The sequence below is a fragment of the Thalassovita mangrovi genome (genome assembly GCF_009857745.1).
GTDB classification, from domain to species: Bacteria; Pseudomonadota; Alphaproteobacteria; order Rhodobacterales; family Rhodobacteraceae; genus Thalassobius; species Thalassobius mangrovi.
The window spans coordinates 1-19,910 of the sequence record NZ_WWEN01000008.1; the positions used below are offsets into that span (position 1 = coordinate 1).

At 62.8% G+C, this 19,910-nt stretch carries 15 protein-coding genes; 9 read left to right on the top strand and 6 right to left on the bottom strand.

The genetic code is table 11. The annotated features are described in order from the left end of the window. Positions 1-194: 194 nt before the first annotated feature. Positions 195-2,510: a penicillin acylase family protein gene (locus tag GR167_RS16020; protein ID WP_160974737.1), complete on the bottom strand. Its 2,316-nt coding sequence runs from the start codon at positions 2,508-2,510 to the stop codon at positions 195-197. Positions 2,511-2,526: 16 nt separating this feature from the next. Then, complete coding sequence (locus tag GR167_RS16025; protein ID WP_160974738.1) at positions 2,527-3,339, bottom strand: IclR family transcriptional regulator; 813 nt, start codon at positions 3,337-3,339, stop codon at positions 2,527-2,529. Positions 3,340-3,462: 123 nt separating this feature from the next. Here GR167_RS16025 and GR167_RS16030 point away from each other — a divergent pair, with 123 nt between their 5' ends. The 8 genes from GR167_RS16030 to GR167_RS16065 all read left to right on the top strand — a co-directional run bounded on the left by GR167_RS16030 (position 3,463) and on the right by GR167_RS16065 (position 14,004). Then, positions 3,463-4,989: a M81 family metallopeptidase gene (locus GR167_RS16030; protein WP_160974739.1), complete on the top strand. Its 1,527-nt coding sequence runs from the start codon at positions 3,463-3,465 to the stop codon at positions 4,987-4,989. Positions 4,990-5,133: 144 nt separating this feature from the next. Continuing rightward, positions 5,134-6,693 (top strand): ABC transporter substrate-binding protein, encoded by a 1,560-nt coding sequence (locus GR167_RS16035; RefSeq protein WP_370741332.1) that lies wholly within the window; start codon positions 5,134-5,136, stop codon positions 6,691-6,693. A gap of 113 nt (positions 6,694-6,806) precedes the next feature. Next, the gene (locus GR167_RS16040; protein WP_160974741.1) at positions 6,807-7,751 is read left to right on the top strand and encodes an ABC transporter permease; all 945 of its coding nucleotides are present in this window, start codon (positions 6,807-6,809) and stop codon (positions 7,749-7,751) included. Next, a complete protein-coding gene (locus tag GR167_RS16045) occupies positions 7,751-8,638 on the top strand; it encodes an ABC transporter permease (protein WP_160974742.1) in 888 nt (295 codons plus the stop codon). The genes GR167_RS16040 and GR167_RS16045 overlap by 1 nt, the downstream gene beginning before the upstream one ends. 4 nt (positions 8,639-8,642) lie before the next feature. Further along, positions 8,643-10,304 carry an ABC transporter ATP-binding protein gene (locus tag GR167_RS16050; RefSeq protein WP_160974743.1) on the top strand — a complete coding sequence of 554 codons (1,662 nt, stop codon included), beginning with the start codon at positions 8,643-8,645 and terminating at the stop codon, positions 10,302-10,304. A 38-nt stretch (positions 10,305-10,342) separates the two neighbouring features. Further along, entirely contained in the window at positions 10,343-11,533 is a 1,191-nt protein-coding gene (locus tag GR167_RS16055; RefSeq protein WP_160974744.1) for a M20 aminoacylase family protein, read from the top strand. Further along, positions 11,530-12,663: a M20/M25/M40 family metallo-hydrolase gene (locus tag GR167_RS16060; RefSeq protein ID WP_160974745.1), complete on the top strand. Its 1,134-nt coding sequence runs from the start codon at positions 11,530-11,532 to the stop codon at positions 12,661-12,663. The genes GR167_RS16055 and GR167_RS16060 overlap by 4 nt, the downstream gene beginning before the upstream one ends. A gap of 321 nt (positions 12,664-12,984) precedes the next feature. Further along, positions 12,985-14,004 (top strand): alpha/beta fold hydrolase, encoded by a 1,020-nt coding sequence (locus GR167_RS16065; protein ID WP_160974746.1) that lies wholly within the window; start codon positions 12,985-12,987, stop codon positions 14,002-14,004. 220 nt (positions 14,005-14,224) lie between these two features. Here the strand turns inward: GR167_RS16065 and GR167_RS16070 are convergent, their stop codons facing one another. The 4 genes from GR167_RS16070 to GR167_RS16085 form a co-directional block, all read right to left on the bottom strand. Next, positions 14,225-14,983: a DeoR/GlpR family DNA-binding transcription regulator gene (locus GR167_RS16070; RefSeq protein ID WP_160974747.1), complete on the bottom strand. Its 759-nt coding sequence runs from the start codon at positions 14,981-14,983 to the stop codon at positions 14,225-14,227. A 3-nt stretch (positions 14,984-14,986) separates the two neighbouring features. Then, complete coding sequence (locus tag GR167_RS16075; RefSeq protein WP_160974748.1) at positions 14,987-16,678, bottom strand: ABC transporter permease subunit; 1,692 nt, start codon at positions 16,676-16,678, stop codon at positions 14,987-14,989. Next, positions 16,675-17,703, bottom strand: a complete 1,029-nt coding sequence (locus GR167_RS16080; protein ID WP_160974749.1) for an ABC transporter ATP-binding protein — start codon at positions 17,701-17,703, stop codon at positions 16,675-16,677. Before GR167_RS16080 ends, GR167_RS16075 begins: the two co-directional genes overlap by 4 nt. A gap of 111 nt (positions 17,704-17,814) precedes the next feature. Beyond that, a complete protein-coding gene (locus GR167_RS16085) occupies positions 17,815-18,822 on the bottom strand; it encodes an ABC transporter substrate-binding protein (protein WP_212770010.1) in 1,008 nt (335 codons plus the stop codon). Between the two features lie 223 nt (positions 18,823-19,045). On the opposite strand from GR167_RS16085, the gene hisN reads away from it, so the two are divergent. After that, positions 19,046-19,840, top strand: coding sequence for a histidinol-phosphatase (gene hisN, locus GR167_RS16090; RefSeq protein ID WP_160974750.1), 795 nt, complete (start codon positions 19,046-19,048; stop codon positions 19,838-19,840). Positions 19,841-19,910 lie beyond the last annotated feature (70 nt).

A 19,910-nucleotide genomic window follows, 5' to 3' on the forward strand; every position in this document is an offset into this window, starting at 1 on the left:
GAGCAGCCCGGTAGCTCGTCAGGCTCATAACCTGAAGGTCGCAGGTTCAAATCCTGCCCCCGCAACCAAAACTGTCGAACAAGCCGCCTCAGGGCGGCTTTCGTCGTTTTTAGAGCCACTTTGGCGCCGATCCCGTCCACTGAATTGGCTTTCCCGAATAGTAAAAAAACGGAGAATAAAGCGACACGGGGTGATTAGTTTTGAGCAGGCCTTAAAACAACGGTTCTTACGGTAACTTCGTTGATCACATTTTCGGAATAGGCCAGCGGAACATAATCCCCTTTGGCCCAAAGTGGGGCAAGATCCTGCACATGCTGTGAGGCCTGCATTCCCGATTGCCCAGGCGCGTTGATCCATACGCTTTTGTCCCAATCGCCCACGTCGATCACCATCCGTACGGAGGCCCCGATCTTCACGCGGTAATCCGAAGCCTCGTGGTGAGCCAGCATGATCGACGTATTGCCGCCCCCCTTGGCCCACGGCCCAAGGTCAAACCCGGCCTTCACCGGGGTAAGTGCATGATCGAACCAGCCGTGATGAAGATCGCCCCAGTGCCAGTTTTCAGGTGCACCGAAACGGTCTGTCGCTTCCTGCAAGGCGGCGGCCAGCGTGTCGCGCATAAGCGCGTCTCGCGCGCCCTGTTTGTCGAGCTGAGCGCGGTGGCTCAGCGCCGGGTGCAAGCCTTCGAGAATCTCGGTCACGACGGGAATATTGCCCGGCGCCAGGAAGCGCCGCAAATCCGGATCGGGCGCGATCAAGGCCAGCAGGGCGGGGCGCAGGTGCGACGACAGCCAGAGTTCGTACAGCAGGGCAGGGGCCGATTCCGCATCTGAACGGCAATCCCACAGGCGCAGAAGGTCGGCCCCCGGCACATCCTCCGGAAGCAGGGCAATCAAACGCGGCGCAAAGGGCGAAAACGTATCGGTCTGAAGCGCGGTCGAACTGTCCAGATCGTGGTCGTCCCGGGCAGCCAGAGCGTCTGCGATCCGCGCGGCGCGCTGATCCTCGAACCATTCGTGGCCGATGGCGGGACCGGTCTGTGCCTCGGGAGGAAGGTTCATTTCATTGGCGGAATGGACGTAGCCCTGCGCCGGGTTGTCCAGATAGGGCAAGTCGCGCGAGGTCAGGTAGCCTTGCCATTCGAACCGCCCGTCCCCCGCGACCGGGACCAGCCCGCGCCAGCCGTCGCGGCGCGGTACGTAGCCCGCCGCTTGCCAGCCGAAATCGCCCGTCACATCGCCGTAAACCAGGTTGACCGAAGGCGCGCCCCATGTCCCAGCGTCTTGCCGGAACGCGGCAAAGCTGGTGGCGCGCATGGTTTTCAGGCTGGTCATGTAGGGGGCGGTGCCGGGGTTGGTGAACACGGTGCGCAGCGCCAGCGCGCGGTTGCTGTCGGCATCCTGCCAGACGACGGGGCCATGACGGGTGAAATGCAGGTCCAAGTCCTGATCGGGATGACCGCGCACGGCGAACCGTTCGGAAACGGTTTCCATTTCTTCCCAGCCGTCCTTGTAGCGGTAGCGCAGGGCGTCGGCGGGATCTGTGTCATAGACCATGACGTCTTCCTGATCCGCACAGAAAATTGTCAGGCTGAAGGCCGCGTGGCCGTTATGCCCCGCCATGATGCCGGGGCTGCTGGGTTCGCCCGCGCCGATCACGTTGAGCCCCGGTGCGGTCAGGTGTACCATGTAGCGCAGCGACGGCGCTGCGTGGGCGCGATGCGGGTCGCTGGCCATGATGGGCCGGCCCGACGCGGTGCGCTGGCCGGAAACGACCCAGTTGTTCGATCCCTCCATCGACGGGGCCTGCACCACGGTCTTGGCCTTATCGACGCGCGACCAGCATGCGGCATCTTCCAGCGTGACCGATAGACGCTCGGGCGAGAAAGTGACCGGCGCCGTTGCCAGTTCAAACACCGAAAGCGCATGGGCAGGCAGCCCTGCACCCGCGTTCACCGCCCACTCTGAGGCATCCACCGGTGGATTCAGCGGCGCGCGCAAAAGGTCGGTTTCCGGATCGGCCAGCGCCAGGACCTGCGCCCGGGCGAGTTCCGAACCCGCATTGCGCGTCAGGCAATGGGTGCGAATGCGCACCACGTCTTCGGGGTGCCAATGGGCCGGGGTGGTTCCGAGAACGGAAAATTCTTCTGGCATGGGCATGTTCCCCGCCAGAACCTGGTCCACAGCGGCATTGATCCCGTTGGCGAAGGCGGTACAGATCATTTCCGCGTCGTCGCCATAGGCGGCCCATTCCGGTTCCATGTCGCCGCGATACAGGAACAGCCGCGCGGCGCGGTCCTGCATCAGGTAGCCGGGGCCGAAATCGGCGGCCAGCAGGCCCAGTCCCCGTTTGCGCCACAGATCGATTTGCCACAGCCTGTCCCGGGCGGCGTTGAAACCCTGGGCAAAGAACAGATCGGGCAGGTTTTCCGCCTTGATGTGGGGCAGGCCCCAGCGGTCGATCTTCATGGTGACGGGGGCAGACAGGCCGGGCAGTTCATATTCAGTCATGATGAAACGTCTCGGGTCAGTAATGATTGATCGCACGGGCCGCTTCCAAGGCCAGGGGCGCCATGCGGGTGCTGAATTCTTCGGGGGTCCATTCAGACAAGGAGCCTGCCACGTGGATCGCCCCCAATGGCCGACCTTGCGGGTTGGTGATCGCGACGCCGATCGCGACCTCTCCGAGCAGGATCTGTTCGACGGCAAGGCTATAGCCGCGCGCGCGGGTCCGGCGCACTTCTTCGATAATTTCGCCGGGGTCAGTCAGAGTGCGCGGGGTGAAGGGGCTGCGGTCCGAATTTTCGATGATATCCATCGCTTCTTCATCGCTCAGCCGCGCCATGATCGCCCATCCCCCGGAAGAGCTGAAGGTGGGGACGCTGTGCCCCACCAGCGTGGCATAAAAGGATTCCCGCTTGCTTTGCATGCGGGCCGCGTAGACGACTCGCTGCCCGTCGAACAGCGACAAGTCCACCCGTTCCTGCACGTTGCGGCGCAGTTCGAGCAGCACCGGAGTTGCGCGCTGGATCAACGGGTTCAGCCGCAGGTAATCCAAAGTGTGATCCATGATGCGGATACCGGGCAGGAAACCGCGGTCTTCGGCATCGCGCTGGATATAGCCAAGGCTGCGCAGCGTGTGAACGATACGCTGCGCGCCGCTGCGGTCTACTCCGGCGCGCTCCGCAATGTCTGACAGAGATAACGGGCGGTCCGCATCGTGGAATGCAGCCAATACCTGCATCGCCCGTGCAATGGAGTTGATGAACAAAGGGTCGGCCCGTTGCTCACTGCTTAAAAAAGGGACGCCGGATTCAGCACGAAGAGTGTTTCGGAGCATTATTCTCGCAATCCTTGTTGACCCAGCGGAAAGCATTCGCCTACGCTTATAATACGATGCAAGTGTATTGCAATGCAATACATTGAAATCGGGAAAAGAAGCGTGGATGGGGTGATCTGGACTATGGCGAAACGTGTGGCTTTGGCCGGTTTCCTTCACGAAACGAATACTTTTGCGCCCAGTCCGGCGACTTTTGACAGCTTCGTTCAGGGTGGCGGTTACATGCCTTTGGCGCGCGGGCCGCTGATGATGGAATCGGCGCGCGGCATCAATCTGGGCATCGGTGGCGCGGTTGCATTCGGCGAGGATGCGGGTTGGGACATGGTTCCGGTCATGTGGTGCGGCGCGATCCCGTCGGCTGCGGTCGAGCGGGATGCCTATACCCGGATCACCGACGAAATCGTTGAAGGAATCCGCGCGGCCTTGCCCCTGGATGGCGTGTTCCTTGACCTGCACGGCGCTATGGTCGCCGAACATGTCGAAGATGGCGAAGGCGAATTGCTGGCCCGGGTGCGGCAGGTCGTCGGGCCGGACGTGTTTATTGCCGCAGCTTTGGACCTGCATGGAAATATCACCGACCAAATGGTTCAGGCCGCCGATGTGCTGGTCGGGTTCCGCACCTATCCGCATGTCGACATGGCCGAGACCGGATACCGCGCGGCGGAGCAGCTGGACCGGTTGATGTCGCGCGGCACCCCATTCGCCAAGGCGTTCCGCCGGCTGGATTTCCTGATCCCGATTGCATGGCAAAGCACCGTGACCGAACCGGCGCAGGGCATTTATGCCCGAGCGGCCGGCCGCGAAGGCGGCGACCTGTCCAGCCTTTCCTTCTTCTTCGGCTTTCCGGCGGCGGATTTCCCGGAATGCGGACCGACTGTGGTGTCCTATGGCGCGACCCAGGCGGCGGCGGATGCCGCGGCCGACGCCGTGTTGGAAGATGTTTGTGCGGCCGAGCCAGCATTCGCAGGTATCTCCTACGATCCCGACGCGGGGGTGGCCGAGGCCGTTCGACTGGCCGCCGCGGCCACCAGACCCATCGTGATCGCGGATACGCAGGACAATCCCGGGGCGGGGGGCGATTCCAATACGACCGGCATGTTGCGTGCGCTGGTGAAGGCCGGTGCGCAACGCGCCGCTTTGGGCCTGATGGTCGATCCCGCCGCGGCCGCTGCGGCGCATGCGGCTGGGCAAGGGGCCGAGATCGACATCGAATTGGGCGGGTTTTCAAATCTGCCCGGCGACAGCCCGTTCGCGGGACGGTTCGTGGTGGAAACGCTCGCGGACGGAAAATTTGTGGCGTCCGGTCCCTATTACGGTGGTGCTCCGATGGATCTCGGGCCGTCGGCGTGTTTGCGGATCGGCGATGTGCGGGTGGTTGTCACCACCAACAAGGCGCAGATGGCCGACCAGGAAATGTACCGTTTCGTCGGGATCGAACCCACCGAGCAGGACATTCTGGTCAACAAAAGCTCGGTCCATTTCCGTGCGGATTTCGATCCGATCGCGGAAACCATTCTGGTGTGTACGGCCCCCGGTCCGATGCCGCTCAGCCCTGCCAGCCTGCCGTGGACGCGGCTGGCGGCGGGCATGAAGCTGGAACCGATGGGCGTACGCTTTGACCCGCCACTGACAACACAGGAGGAAAGCTGACCCCGATCAGGCGTGACCATTTACCACCGAAGAACCTGCGAAAAACGCAGGCCTGCAGAACAACCAACAAAGATACAACAGAGAGAGAAGAATATGAGTTTTCATTCCTTCCGATCCCGGAGTACTTCAAGCATCCGCAGCCTGGTGGCTGGTGCGCTGCTGGCGACCACCGCAATGGCGACTGCCGGTGCCGCATGGGCTGAAACGACCATCACCGCAGTGATGCATTCGGGTCTGCGGGTTCTGGATCCGGTGATTACCACGGCCCACATCACGCGGAACCACGCCTACATGATCTATGATGTGCTGGTTGCCGTGGATGGCGATTTTAAACCGCAGCCGCAAATGGCGGATTGGACCGTTTCGGACGATGGTCTGACCTATACGTTTACCCTGCGCGACGGTTTGAAATTCCACGATGGTGCCCCGGTCACCATGGCAGATGCAGAAGCCTCGCTGAAGCGTTGGGCCAAGCGCGATGCGGGTGGCCAACTGATCATGGATGTCACCGAAAGCCTGACCGCGACCGATGACAAGACGCTGGTTTGGAAGCTGACCAAACCGTTCGGCCCGCTGTTGGATACCATCGGCAAGCAGTCCGCGCTGCCGCCCTTCATCATGCCGGCGCGGATTGCCGCAACCCCTTCGGATACGGCGATCACCGAACATATCGGTTCCGGCCCTTTCAAGTTCGTCGTGGATGAATTCCAGCCCGGCGTCAGCGTGACCTACGTGAAGAACGAGGATTACCTTCCCCGTTCCGAACCGGCCGACAACATGGCGGGTGGTAAGGTCGTCAACGTGGACAAGGTCGTCTGGACCACCATGCCCGATGTGCAGACGTCCATGAACGCGCTTCTGGCCGGTGAAATCGACTATATCGAGGCGCTGCAGGTCGACCTGCTGCCGCTGCTGGACGGTGACCCGGACGTTGTCTACGAAAAACGCGAACCGATGGGCTATCAGACCATTGGCCGGATGAACTTCAAGTATCCGCCGTTCAACGACATCAAGGTGCGTCAGGCCGCACAAATGGCCCTTTCGCAGGAGGCCGTTCTTGCCACGCTGGTCGGCAACCCCGACTACTACGAAGTCTGCGGCGCCATTTTCGGCTGCGGCACGCCGCTGGCCGATGCCACGGGTTCGGAAACGCTGACCTCGGGCGGCGATATCGAAGGTGCCAAGAAACTGCTGGCTGAAAGCAGCTATGACGGCACTCCGCTGGTTCTGATGGCACCGACCGACGTTGTCACGCTGGCCGCCCAGCCGGTCGTCGCCGCGCAGGCCCTGCGCAACGCCGGCTTCAACGTGGACATGCAGCCGATGGACTGGCAGACGCTGGTGACCCGCCGCGCCAGCCAGAACCCGCCCGCAGAAGGGGGCTGGAACCTGTTCTTCACCAACTGGCTGGTGCCCGAAATCAGCAGCCCGCTGGTGTCGCCGATGCTGAATGGCCGCGGCGACAAGGCATGGTTCGGCTGGCCGGATGATCCGGTTGTCGAAGAGCTGAAAGCGGCCTTCGTCGATGCCGGTTCGCTGGAAGAACAGCAGGCAATCGCCAAGAAAATCCAGGCCCATACGCTGGAGCAAGTCCTGTACATCCCGCTGGGCCAGTACATCAACCCGCAGGCGCGGCGCAGCAATATCGTGGATATGCTGCCCTCGCCCGTCCCGGTGTTCTGGAACATCAAGAAGGAAGGCTGATTTCAGCCTGACGTGCTCGGCGCTTGATCTCCCGGCGCCGGGCACGAATTGGTGGCATCGCTTTTTGCCGTCTGAATATCCCGAGACTTCCCCAACGAAAGGCTTCCTTGTCGATGCTGGGCTACATTATCCGACGCATTCTGGCGATCATTCCCGTCATGCTGATCGTCGCCATTTTCGTCTTCCTGCTGCTGCGGCTGACGCCCGGCGATCCCGCCGCGATCATCGCCGGCGATATGGCGACCCCCGAACAACTGGACCGTATCCGCGAGGCGATGGGATTGAACGATCCGCTGCTGACGCAGTTCATGACGTGGATCGGGCAGCTGTTGAAGGGTGACCTAGGCGTGTCCCTGATCTCTGGCACCGAGGTGACGGAAATGATCGGGCAACGCATCTTCCCTACGCTCAACATGGCGCTTCTGACCATCGTGATCGCCGTTCTGATCGCCGTGCCGATGGGGGTAATCGCCGCGTGGAGGCATCGTTCCTGGATCGATTACGCGGTGATGAGCTTTTCCGTCCTGGGGTTTTCGGTGCCGGTATTCGTCATCGGCTACCTGTTCATACTGGTCTTTTCCATCACGCTGGGCTGGCTGCCGGTGCAGGGCTATGCCTCTCCCAGCGAAAAGGGAATGCTGGCTTTCCTTGACCGGGCGATCCTGCCCGCACTGACGCTGGCCACGATCTACGTGGCCCTGATCGCGCGGATGACGCGGGCCTCGATGCTCGAGGTGCTGGGCGAGGATTATATCCGCACCGCCCGCGCCAAGGGCGTCCGCGAAAGCAAGGTGTTGTTCCGGCACGCATTGCGCAATGCATCGGTGCCGATCCTGACCGTGATCGGCACCGGCTTTGCCTTGCTCATTTCCGGCGTGGTTGTCACCGAGAGCGTGTTCAATATCCCCGGTATCGGGCGATTGACCGTCGATGCCATCCTGGCCCGTGATTACCCGGTCATCCAGGCGATGATCCTGATCACAAGCGGCACCTATGTCGTCGTGAACCTGCTGATCGACATTTCCTACACGATTTTCGACCCGAGGATACGCTACTGATGTCTGAGAATAATGTACCCCCGGCGGCGGCCACGCAATCGGTGCTGCGGTTGTTTTCCATCCCCGGTTTGGCAAAGCTGGGCGTGGGGCCGTTGATCGCCGGTGTAATCCTGTTGGCGATTGTCGTGGTGACCCTGCTCTCGCCCTGGCTGGCGCCGCATGACCCGCTGGAAATGCAGCCCATGCTGCGCCTGAAAGGGCCGATGCCGGATTACCCTCTGGGAACCGACCCTTATGGCCGCGACCTTTATTCGCGTGTGCTGATCGGGGGGCGGGTATCGCTTTTCATCGGCATCGGGGCTGCCATCGTATCGGTGCTGATCGGTCTGGTGATCGGTCTGATTGCCGGTTTCTTCCGCATGATGGACACGGTGATCATGCGCGTAATGGATAGTCTGATGGCGATCCCGTCGATCCTTCTGGCGATTGCGCTGGTCGCGCTCAACGGTCCCTCGATCACCTCGGTGATCATGGCGATCACCATCCCTGAAATCCCGCGGGTGGTGCGTCTGGTCCGTTCGGTCGTGCTGAGTGCGCGCGAAGAACCCTATGTCGAGGCCGCTATCGCACTGGGGTCTTCGATGCCGAAGATCCTGTTCCGGCACCTGATGCCCAACACCATGGCGCCGCTGATCGTGCAGGGCACCTATATCGTGGCGTCCGCAATCCTGACCGAGGCGATCCTGTCCTTCCTGGGTGCGGGCGTGTCCACCGAAATCCCGACCTGGGGGAACATCATGGCCGAGGGGCGGCAATATTTCCGGATCAAACCGGAACTGATCCTGTGGCCGGGCCTGATGCTGTCGCTGTGCATCCTGTCCATCAACCTTCTGGGCGACGCCGCGCGCGACATGCTGGACCCACGCCTTAAGAAACGGGGGGAATAATCCGATGCTCTTCAAATCACGCAATTTCGATGAGGCGAAAACAGTGCTCCGGATCGAGGATCTGGTTGTCAGCCTGCCCCCCGCCGCCAAGGTCAAACCGGTCCTGAACGGCATCAGCCTGAACATCCGGCAGGGGGAAACCGTCTGTCTGGTGGGCGAAAGCGGGTCGGGGAAATCGGTGACATCGCTGGCGGTGATGGGGCTTCTGCCCAAGAACGCGCTGATGGTCACCGGCGGCAGCATCACCCTGTCGGACACGGACCTTCTGGCGCAATCGGCCGGCGCGATGCAGGATATTCGCGCCCGCCGCGTCGCGATGATCTTCCAGGAACCGATGACGGCGCTGAATCCCGTGCTGCGGGTGGGCGACCAGATCGAGGAAGTTCTGGAAAGCCATACCAAGCTGCCGGCTGACGAACGCCGCCGACGGGTCATCGACATCATGGAACAGGTCCATCTGCCGGATGTGGAGCGGATTTATCGCAGCTATCCGCACCAATTGTCCGGCGGGCAGCGGCAGCGGATCATGATCGCCATGGCGCTGGTTCTGGAACCGGAACTGCTGATCGCCGACGAACCGACCACGGCTCTCGACGTCACCACGCAAAAGCAGATCCTGTCGCTGATCGCGGAACTGCAGGAAAAGCATGGCACCGCGGTTCTGTTCATCACCCACGACATGGGCGTCGTCGCGGAAATCGCGGATACGGTTTACGTGATGAATCACGGCGACATGGTGGAAAGCGCCCCGATCGAAACCCTGCTGAGCAATCCGCAAGAGGACTATTCCCGCAAACTGCTGGCGGCCGTGCCCAGCCTGACCCCGCGCGTCCCGCGCCCGGCCCCGGAAGGTGCCCCGGTGCTGAAGGTGAGAAGGCTGAACAAGATTTATGGCGGCGGGGGCTTGTTCGTGCGTCGCCCGGACACCCACGCCGCCAAGGAGGTCAGCTTTGACGTGGCGCGCGGGCGTACCTTGGGGATCGTCGGCGAAAGCGGCTCGGGCAAGTCCACCGTGGCGCGCTGCATCATGCGGCTGATCGAGCCGACCAATGGCACGATCCGCCTGCGGGACGCCAATATCGCGCATCTGAGCCGGAAGGAGCTGAAGCCGCACCGCAAGCATTTGCAGGTGGTGTTTCAGGATCCGTTCCGGTCGCTCAACCCGCGCTGGACCGTGGGGCGCAGCCTGATCGAGGGGCCGGTGAACTATGGCCAGTCGCCGAAGCAGGCGCTGAAACGCGCCGCCGAACTGATGGAAATCGTCGGCCTGCCGCGCGACAGTCTGGACCGCTACCCGCACCAGTTCTCGGGCGGGCAGCGTCAGCGGATCGCGATCGCCCGCGCCGTGGCTATGCAGCCCGATGTCTTGGTCGCGGACGAAGCGGTGTCGGCACTGGATGTGTCGGTGCAGGCGCAGGTTCTCGAGCTTTTGGATGACCTGCAGGAAAAGCTGGGCATCACCATCGTGTTCATCACCCATGATTTGCGCGTGGCCGCTCAAATCTGTGACGACGTTCTGGTGATGCAGCGTGGCGAGGTGGTGGAACACGGTCCCGCCGGCGAAGTCCTGGGCAACCCGCAACACGCCTATACCCGATCCCTGATCGAGGCCGCTCCGGGCCGAAGCTGGGATTTCGCGAATTTCAGGGCACTCGGTGCGGCCTGAGCGCCGACCATTGCCGACAGACACTTGGGAGACAGAGAATGAATATCCTACCCGTGATCGAGGCCAGCACCGACGAGCTGACCGATATTTTCAAGGACCTGCATACCTTTCCCGAGATCGGGATGGAGGAGGAACGCACCAGCGCCATCGTCGCTGAGAAGCTGAAGGCCTATGGCGTGGACGAAGTGCATACCGGCATCGGCAATACCGGCGTCGTCGGCATCGTCCACGGCAAGGGCAAGGGCGGCAAGCGCATCGGCCTGCGGGCCGATATGGACGCGCTGCCGATCGACGAGCAGACCAACCTGCCGTATTCCTCGAAAAATTCGGGGAAAATGCATGCCTGCGGCCATGACGGCCACACCACGATGCTGCTGGGCGCGGCCAAGCACCTTGCCGAGACCCGCAATTTCGACGGCACCGCGGTTCTGATCTTCCAGCCCGCCGAAGAAGGCTTGGGCGGTGCGCGCGGGATGCTGGCGGACGGGCTTTTCGACCGCTTCCCTTGCGACGAGGTCTACGGGATGCACAATTCGCCCAATGGCGAACCGGGCACCGTGGGCATCTGCAAGGGCGCGGCGATGGCGGGGGCGTCGTTCTTCGACATCACCGTGACCGGGCGCGGCAGCCATGCCGCGATGCCGCAGCAATCGCGTGATGCGCTGGTGATCGCCTCGTCCCTTGTCGGGCAGCTGCAGACCATCGTCAGCCGCAATGTCGCGCCGCTGGATTCCTGCGTGTTGTCGGTGACCCAGATCCATGCGGGCAGCGCCTATAACGTAGTGCCGGAAACCGCGCATCTGTGCGGCACGATCCGCTATTTCAAGGACGAGGTCTATGAGACCGCCGAACGCCGCGTGAAGGAACTCTGCGAAGGCATGGCGCATGCCTACGGGGTGGAAATCACCGCCGATCTGCGCAACGTCTTCGACGTGCTGATGAACGACGCGGACCTGTCGGACGCCTATATGGACGCCGCCCGCGATATCGTGGGCGACGAGATGATCAGCCGCAACGACGAGCCCGCCACCGGGTCCGAGGATTTCGCCGACATGCTGAAGGTCGTCCCCGGCGCCTATTGCCGGGTGGGCCATACCGGCACCGTGCCGTTGCACAATCCCGGTTTCGTGCTGGGGACCGAAATCCTGCCCGTCGGTGCCTCGATCATGGCACGGGTGGTGGAACGGCGGATGCCGCTGTCAGACAACGTGGCGGAGGCCGCCGGATGAACCCACTGGACCTGAAATTCGACACCGACGATATGCTGGAGCGCCTGCGCCCCTGGATCGAATGCGAAAGCCCCACCTATGACGCGGCGGCGGTCGACCGGATGATGGATATCGCCGCCTATGACCTGACCGTGGCCGGGGCCATCGTCGACCGCATCCCGGGCCGGATGGGCTTTGGCGGTTCGGTTCGGGCGCGTTTCCCGCATCCCGATTTCGGCAAACCGGGCATCCTGATTTCCGGCCACCTGGACACGGTGCATCCGATCGGAACGCTGGAAAAGCTTCCCTTCAAACGCGAAGGCGACATCTGCTACGGCCCCGGCATCATGGACATGAAGGGCGGCAATTTCGTCAGCCTCGAAGCCATCAAGGCGCTGGCCGCTGCAGGGATGCAATCGCCTCTGCCGGTCACGGTACTGTTTACCCCGGACGAAGAGGTGGGCACCCCTTCGACCCGTGACCTGATCGAGGCGGAGGCGGCGAAGAACAAATACGTGCTGGTCCCCGAACCTGCCCGGCCCGATGGCGGCGCGGTGATCGGGCGCTATGCGATCGCGCGTTTCAACCTGACCACGCGCGGCAAGCCTTCCCATGCCGGTTGGGCCCTATCCGAAGGCCGTTCGGCCATCGCGGCCATGTCCCGCAAGATCCTCGAGATCGAGGCGATGACATCCGATGACTGCACCTTCTCGGTCGGCGTCATCCATGCCGGCCAATGGGTGAACTGCGTGTCTTCGAGCTGCGAGGCGCAGGCGCTGACCATGGCCAAGACGCAGGAAGATCTGGACAAGGGTGTCGCCGCCATGATGGCCCTGCAGGGCGAAGAAAATGGCGTGATCTTCGAGGTGACGCGCGGGGTGACCCGCCCGGTCTGGGAACCCGATCAACCCGGCACCATGGCGATGTTCGACCTGGCCAAGGAGCTGTGTTCGGAACTCGGATTCGAACTGACCGGGGAAAGTTCCGGTGGCGGTTCGGACGGCAATTTCACCGGGTACATGGGGATTCCCACGCTGGATTCCATCGGTGTGCGCGGCAAGGGGTTGCATACGCTTGGCGAACATATCGAAGTGGCCAGCCTTGCGGAGCGCGCGAAGCTGATAGCCGGTCTTCTGATGCGGCTGGAATGATCAACGCGTGCCCTTAGGGTGAAAAGAAAGACGTGCTAAACGGGAACGGTTGCCGCTGGTGAATGAAACCTGATCGGCGATCCGTTCCCGGAACGCATGCCGCCCTGGCAAAGGAAAGCATGATTAAGAATATCGTCGTGACAGGCGGCAGCGGCAAAGCGGGGCGCAACGCTGATGGCCGAGGTGATCCCCGGTATCGAAATCCGTTCCATGCTTTGCGAACACGAAACCCTGCTGTCGATTGACTAGCCCCGCAATATGCAGGGCTTCGATCCGGAATTTTCCTGGCGCAAGGGCAGGTAACCAGCCTCAGGAGGCAACATGACAACTTCTGACTATAACGTCTTCGAAATCGAGAACTTCAGGCTTCAGCGCGGGATCACCCTGCCAAGCGCCAAGCTGGCCTACAAGACATATGGGCGCCTTGCGGAGGACAAGTCCAATGTCATCCTCTACCCGACATCCTACGGGGCGCAGCATTACGATACCGAGTGGCTGATCGGTCCGGGTAAGATTCTCGACCCGAGCGAGTGGTTCATCGTCGTCCCGAACATGTTCGGCAATGGCCTGTCATCGTCCCCTTCGAACCTCGACGCGCCCTTCGGCACGGACCGCTATCCGGTCTTCACGCATTGGGACAACGTCCACGCGCAGCGCCGCCTGCTGAACGAAGTCTTCGGGGTCGACCGTCTGGCTATGGCCTATGGCTGGTCGATGGGGGCGCAGCAGGCGCTGCATTGGGGTGCGATCTTTCCCGATAAGGTCGCCCGCATCTGTGCCGTCTGCGGGTCTGCACGCACGTCGATCCACAACCGGGTATTCCTCGAAGGTGTGCGCGTGACGCTGACTGGCGACCCGCACTGGCAAGGCGATCATTTCGCCGACCACCCCAAGCGCGGTTTGCGCGCGATGGGGCGTGTCTACGCGGGCTGGGCCATGTCGCAGGCCTTCTATCGTGAAAAGCTCTACGAACAGGTGGGGTATTCGTCGCTCGAAGACTTCCTCGTGCGGTCGTGGGAAGCGAACTTCCTGCGCCGCGATGCGCATGATCTTCTGGCAGGCCTCGACACGTGGATGGCGTCGGACATTTCCGACAATGAAATCTATCAGGGAGATCTGCCCCGAGCGCTGGGGGCGATTTCCGCCCGTTCCTTCATCATGCCATCGCGCACAGATCTTTATTTCACGCCGGAAGACAGCAGGCTGGAAGCGGAGATGATGCAGAACGCCGAATTCCGTCCGATTGAATCGATCTGGGGGCACAGGGCAGGCAATCCGGCGCTCAGCCCCGCTGACGCGGCATTTCTGCGCGAGGCGGTCTCCGATCTGCTCGGTCGATAGGTGGCTGAATGCCCGCGAGGGCTATGTATGCCGCATCAGTTGTTTTGACATAGCCTGGGGCCTGCAGGGATCAAATAGTGTCCAAATCCTGCCCCCACAACCAATAAACACAAACATAACAGTATGTTACAAGCCGCCTAAGGGCGGTTGTTTGCGTTGGTAAATCCGCACTGGAAGCAGCGTGGAAGCAATAGGTGCAAGTTGAAGTCGCGCCCTCGGCTCAGGCAATGATCCTCATGTCGGTTTCGCGAAATGGCTGCAGGGCGTCGGGTGGGGCGTTCTTGTCGGTGACAAGGGTATCGATCTTTGATGCTTCGCAGGACAGAACGCGGCTGGTTTCGCCCAGCTTGGTGTGATCGACCAGGATCACGGTCTCTCCCGCCTGTTCGACCATTGCCGAGGCGATTTCCGCCTCTTGCAGGTCGAAGGAAAAGGCGCCTTTTTCGGGGTGCAGCGCAACCGGCGCGATGAAGGCCATGTCGACGTTGAAGCGGCGAATTTCGGCAAGGGTCAATTCGCCCAGCGTGGCGGGCACGTCGGACACCACGCGGCCGCCCAGAAGCAGCAGCTCGATATCGGCGCCGGCGCCCTGAATCGTCGTTGCGATGTCGATCGAATTGGTGATCACCATGATGCCCGACAGCTTCGCCAGTTCCTGGGCGAAGATCGACGTGGTGGTCCCGGCATCGACCAGGATCGACTGGCCGGGGCGCAGCAGCGACGCGGCCTTTCGGGCGATGTCGCGCTTGGCCCGGATCTGTTCGCCCATCCGTTTCTGGAACGGTTCCTCGCCGCGGGGCTGGGGCAGGACCGCGCCGCCATGCACCCGGTCCACCCGGCCGTCGCGTTCCAGATCGACAAGATCGCGGCGCACGGTTTCGCGCGACACGCCCAGCAGTTCCGCCACGTCGTTGGCGCTGACCTGCCCGTTCGCTTCCAGCATGGACAGGATGCGCTGATGCCGTTCCTTGGACCACATGGCTTAGTCTGCCCTTCCCCTTGCGCTGCGCCGGCTCAGATAGGCGAGGACCGCCTTCATCCCCAGCAGGGCTATGCAGACCACAGCCATGACGCAAGTGGAAAAGGCCGCCGCCTGCGATGTCAGCCCGGCATCGTCCAGCCGCATGATGGTGACGGCGGCGACGCTCAGATGCGGCGTGGTCAGGAACACCACCGCCGACAGGGTCACCATCGAGCGCATGAACAGGAAGAAGAACACCGACACCAGCATCGGCGCGACGAAAGGCGCGATGATGTTGACCGCGATCCGGCCCATCCCCGCGCCAAGGCTGCCCGCCGCTTCCTCGAGCGCGGGGGGCAGTTGCCGGAACCCGGTCATCACGGTCAGGAAGGACTGGGTGTGATAGTGGTAGAAATTGACGATCGCGATCAGCGCCGCCGTGCCGTAGAGCAGGTAAAGCGGCGTCGCGGTGGAATTGAAGGTCAGGATATAGGCGAGGCCCAGAACCATGCCCGGCACCGCGGCGGGCATCGCCGCCAACAGCTGGATCGGCTGCATCAGCGCCTTCGGCAGCCGGCGCAGCCCGATCCCCAGCAGGAACACCGCCAGGGTGCCCCCCGCCGCCGCCATCAGTGAAATCACGATGGTGATCCAGAGCGACGAATACCCCCCCGCCAGTGTGATGTCGTAATGGCGCGGGGTCAGCGACAGGTTGTAGGGCCACAGCCGCACGAAGCTGGCATAGACCACGATGCCGATGACCGCGACGATCATCGCGCAGATGGCAAGGCAGAGCGCCGCCATCGGCAGATCGCGCAGCGCGGTGAATTGCGGCACGAAGGGCTGGGCGTTGGTGGCCTGCTGGCCCTGCTGGCGCTTCATCGCCTGCCGTTCGATGTAATAGGACAGCACGGTCGGAAGCAGCAGCATGATGCCGACAACCGCGCCCATGTTGAAATTGCGCAGCCCGATGACCTGGGAATAGATTTCGGTGGCGAGAACCGAATAATCGCCGCCGATCACCGCGGCGTTGCCGAAATCGGTGATGGTGATGGTGAAGGTGACGAAGGCGGCGTTCAGGATGCCGAACCGCGCCGCGGGCAGTGTCAGGTCGCGGAACTGCCGCGCGGGCGATGCGCCCATGACCTCGGCCGCCTCGTAGGTTCGGGCATCCAGCAGGACCAGCGCCGCGCCGATGATCATCACCGCCTGCGGCAGCGCGTAAAGCGTGTTGGCGATCAGCAGACCCCAGAACCCGTAGATGTCGATTTCCAGCCCGAAGAAGCGGTTCAGCAGCCCGTTGCGCCCCAGCAGGAAGATCAGCCCAAGCGCCTGCACCAGCGACGGCGCCAGCAGCGGCAGCACGATCACCGCGCGGATCAGCCATTTGCCGCGAAAGGCGCAGCGGTACAGCCCATGCGCGATGACGAAGCCCAGCACCACGCTCAGAACCGTGGTGGCGCCGCCCATGAGCAGCGAATGCCGCGTGGCGCGCCAGAACCCGGTAGAGCCCAGAACCTCGGCATAGTTGCCCAGCCCGTAAGACCCGTCCGCCGTGGTCAGCGACCGCAGGAACACGATCGCCATCGGGTAGAGGAAGAACAGCAACAGCCCGATCAGCGGCAGGCCGACGCAGACAAGCGTCAGCAGCTTGTCGCTGTCGATGCCCTGCCGGGTGGACGCGGCGCGCGCGGGCTGGGCGGCCCCGGTCATACCGCGCCCTCCGCCGTGTCATTGGCGACCCAGGTGCAGGCCTCGGGCGTGATCGTCAGCTGCACGGACTGGCCTTCGCGGCAATCGATGGCGCCGTGGGTTTCGACGACAAGCGGGCCGAAGGGGCTGTCCAGCTCGATCCGCCGCAGATTGCCGAGGAAGCCGATCGTGCGCACGGTGGCAGGGCCATCCTCGGCCGGGGTCAGGGCGATCTGTTCGGGGCGGATACAGGCGATATAGGCGTCGTCCGCGCCCTCGGGGCGGTGGGTCAGCAGGTCGGGCTGCACGTCCCGGATGGTCCCAGTGTCGATCAGGTTGCTGATGCCCATGAAATCCGCCACGAAGCGCGTGGCGGGCTTGTGATAAAGCTCTTCCGGGCTGCCTGCCTGCACCACGGTGCCGTGGTTCATGCAGATAATCTTGTCGGCCAGCGCCAGCGCCTCTTCCTGGTCGTGGGTCACCATCAGCGTGGGGATGCCAAGGCTTCTTTGCAGCTGGCGGATTTCGCTGCGCAGGTCGGCGCGGACCTTCGCATCCAGCGCCGAAAGCGGTTCATCGAGCAGAAGGACACGCGGGTCCACTGCGATGGCGCGGGCCAGCGCGATGCGCTGCTGCTGCCCGCCCGACAGTTGCCCGGGGAAATTGTCGGCCAGATGCGGCAGCTTGATGAGGTCCAGAAGTTCCCGAACACGTGCCGCGATATCCCCGGCCGGAACATTGCGGATCTTCAGCCCGTAACCGATGTTTTCGGCCACCGTCATGTTGGGGAACAGCGAATAGGACTGGAACACGATGCCGAAGCCGCGCTTGCGGGCGGGCAGGGCGGACAGCGGTTCGTTTTCCAGCAGGATTTCGCCCGCGTCGAGATCGGTCAGCCCCGCGATCAGCCGCAACAGCGTGGTCTTGCCACAGCCCGACGGCCCCAGAAGGCAGACGAATTCGCCCTGTTCGATCGAGATGGACACATCGTCCAGCGCGGTGAAGGTTCCGTAAGTCTTGGTTGCGTTGCGGACGGTCAGATACATGTGGCGGTGTCTCGGTTGGGCGCAGTATTCAAGGACCGCGGCGACCCGAAGGCCGCCGCGGGGGGAGGCGGCGATGGTGCCGAGGGGACCATCGCCGCACCGGGCCGGCAATCAACGGCCCAGCTTATCCTTCCAGGTTTGCTTGACGGCGATCTGGTTCTGGGCGGATTTGGCGAAATCGACCTTTGCCAGGACGGTGCTGATATCCGACGGCAGACCAGCCTTTTCGGACGCGGCCGAGGCTTTCACGCCCGGTACGGTGATCAGCGCCTTGTACTGGCCGTAAAGCGCGATCGCCTCGTCCGACATCGTCCAGTCGAGGAACTTCTTCGCGTCGTCCTTGTTGCCGCTGCTGGCCATCAGGCCGGAGGCTTCCAGTTCATAGCCGACGCCGCCTTCGGGGAAGACCATCGCCAGCGGGTAGCCTTCCTCGATCGAGGACATCGCGGTGAAGGCCAGCGAGATGCCCACCGTGTATTCGCCGACGCGCGCCGCCTTGCAGGGTTTCGACCCCGAGGAGGTATATTGCGCCATGTTGGGATCGACCGCTTCCAGCTGGGCCCAGCCGGCCTCTTCGCCCATGTTCTGCAGCACGGCGTTCACGTGCAGGTAGCCGGTGCCCGAGGAATTCGGATCGGGCATCAGCACCTCGCCCTTGAAGGCGGGGTCTTCCAGGTCCTTCCAGCTTTTCGGCATCGGCAGACCCTTCTGTTCCAGCCGCGCGGTGTTCACGCAGAACGCGCCCATGTACCCGATCGGCGCGAACCAGCGGTCATCGGGATCACGGAAGGAATCGGCCAGCACGTCGACGCCCTTGGCCTTGTAGGGTTCCAGCATGCCGAGGATGCGCGGGTCCATCATCGCGGTGACGGCCCAGCCCCAGATCACGTCGGCCTGCGGGTTGTCCGCTTCGGCCAGGATGCGGGCGCCCAGCTTGCCGGTGGACAGCCGCAAAACGTTGATGTCGAGATCGGGCATCGACGCTTCGGCAGCGGCGATGTATCCGGCGATTTCTTCCTCTTCCAGGGCGGTATAGACGGTGATCGATCCCGCCGAGGCCGCCGTCGCCGCGCCGAGCGCAAGAAGGGAAGTGGTTAATTTCGAAATCCAGCTTTTCAAAGTTCGTCTCCTTGTTGGCAGGTGCCCCGGCGCGCCGGTATTTGCGGTGCTGGGGCAGGGTGGGTTTGTTTTTTGACCCGTTTTGTTGCCTCCCCCGTACTGGCCGCAATTCCGCCCGGATGAGGATATTTGTGTAGTCTTGCATTTTTTTGCGTTTTGTCTACTGCTATTTCTCAAACGCGGTCCGCAGCGGCGTGACCAGTCATTCAATTGAGGAAAATCTATGCACAGTCTGAAGGAAACGCCGGAAGCCGAGGCCCTGGTCGCGTTCGCATGTGGTCTTGCCGACCTGGCCGCTCCGATGTCGCTGGACTATTTCCGCACGCCGCTGGACGTTGAAAGAAAGGCGGACCTGTCGCCGGTGACCCTCGCCGACAGGGCGGTCGAGGCGGCGATGCGCGAGAGAATTGGCGCAACCTATCCCGGCCACGGGATCTATGGCGAAGAGCACGGCAACGCCAATATCGACAGCGCCCATGTCTGGGTTCTCGACCCGATTGACGGCACCAAGAGCTTCGTCACGGGGATGCCGACCTTCGGCACTCTGATCGCCCATCTTGAAGACGGCGTTCCGACGCTCGGCATCATTTCCATTCCCGCCACCGCCGAACGCTGGGTGGGGCGCGCGGGGGCTGCGACGCAATTTGGCGGCGCGGCCTGCCGGGCCAGCGGTTGCACCCGGTTAAGCGATGCCAATGTCTACACCACCTCGCCCGACATCTTCGACGAACATGGGCTGCGGGTTTTCGAAAATGTCACCGCCGGGGCGGCGATGCGCCGCTTCGGCGGCGATTGCTACAGCTACGGTCTGCTTGCTTCCGGCCATGTGGACGCGGTGATCGAGATGAGCCTGCAACCCTACGACTTCCTGGCACTGGTTCCGGTCATCGAGGGCGCCGGCGGCGTCATCACCGATTGGGAAGGCCGGCCACTGGGCCTTGGCTCCGACGGGCGTGTCATCGCCGCGGCGACGGCGGAATTGCATGCCGAAATACTCGAGATCATCGCCCGGACGTGAGGCTTGGCGGCCGGTGGGCGCCGACACCGCCTGCACCGCCGCCCGCGACGATCACGTCATAGGCGCTGTC